Genomic DNA, 1,440 nt, shown 5'->3' on the forward strand with positions numbered 1-1,440 from the left:
GCCCAGATAGACCCACCGGGACGATTCCGTTCCGGGTTTGGGCATCCGCTCGAAAATCATCAGGTTGAGCATCCCGACGAGTTCGCCGCCGTAGTCGGCCACAAAGAACTTTCGGGGACTGGCATTCATCCACTCCATGAAGACGGCGTCGAAGGTGGGATCGTCCATGGGCGCGGGGTCCTGTTCCGCCGCCCACGTGGCCCTTAGCGTCGCAAGGCTGGGCACATCGTCTGGGCGCCCTTCGCGAATGATGAACATGGAAGTACCCTACTTTGGCGGGGCGCCCTCCCACTGAAGGTCCGCAGGGCGACCTCGAAGAAGCGGCACGACGCTGAGCCTGACATCGACACAAACCAGGTCGGCCTCATGATCGCGGATCAGTTTCCGGGGTGGGCCGGGCTCCGTCTGAAGCCGGTGTCATCCAGCGGGACGGACAACGTCATGCTCACGCTCGGTGACCGGCTCGTCGTCCGGCTTCCCCGCACGGCCGCCGCGGTTCCCGCGCTCTCCAAGGAGTGGAAATACCCGAGGCTTCTTGGTCCCGGCATCGCCTTCGCCTGTGATCCTTGGAGGCACTGGCGTTCTCGGCCGCGCGATTGCGTGGCGGCTGATCCGTGCCGGCTGGGCCGTGGACGTGACGGGCCGGGACCGGACCAAGATGCCGGCTGACCTGGCTGCCGCCGGTGCCCGATTTATCGCCGCCGAACGTCGTGACGACGCCGCACTGGCCGGGGTGATGGCCGGTGGTGCCGATCTCCTCGTGGACGCGGTGTGCTACACCGAGGCCGACGCCCGGCAACTCCTGCCGCACCTGGCCGCGGTGACCTCTGCCGTCATGCTCTCGAGCAAGGCTGTGTACGTTGACGCCGCCGGCAATCACGTCAATTCCGAGGTAGCGCCCCGCTTTGATGCGCCGATCCTCGAGAACAATCCGACCATGCGGCCGGGAACCGGGGACTACCAATCCCGGGAAGGCTATGGCGCCAACAAGGTGGCTGCAGAGAACACCCTCCTGGGCAGCGGCCATCCCGTGACGGTGATCCGGGCGTCCAAGGTACATGGTGAGGGCGCGGCCCTGCCCCGGGAATGGATGTTCGTCAAACGGGTGCTCGACCGGCGCCGGGCCGTGTTCCTGGCCCATGCTGGGCAGGGCGCGGACCACACGACGGCAGCGGTGAACACGGCGGCCCTCGTGGAACGGGTTGCCGCCGTGCCAGCGGCACGAATCCTCAACAGCGCCGATCCAGATGCGCCGAATGCCCGGCAGATCGCCGCAGCAATTGCCCGCTACCTGGGCCACCACTGGGAAGAGGTGCTTCTGGATGACAGCGCACCCACGGGCCTCGGTGACCATCCGTGGGATTTCCGGCCTCCGCTGGTACTGAGCACCAAGGCCTCCCTTGACCTCGCCTATGAACCTGTTGGGACATACGCTCAGAC

The 1,440-nt window shown here is 66.2% G+C and carries 1 protein-coding gene and 1 pseudogene; one reads left to right on the plus strand and one right to left on the minus strand.

Features of this window, described 5'->3' with window-relative positions; translation table 11 throughout:
* A pseudogene (locus tag LQV45_RS32130) lies at nucleotides 1-258 on the minus strand (hypothetical protein); the annotation flags it as partial.
* A 277-nt stretch (nucleotides 259-535) separates the two neighbouring features.
* On the opposite strand from LQV45_RS32130, the gene LQV45_RS32135 reads away from it, so the two are divergent.
* Nucleotides 536-1,440 (plus strand): NAD-dependent epimerase/dehydratase family protein (locus tag LQV45_RS32135; protein WP_230011576.1); only part of this gene is annotated, 905 nt, incomplete at its 3' end.

Source organism: Microbacterium sp. Bi128, from assembly GCF_918698205.1.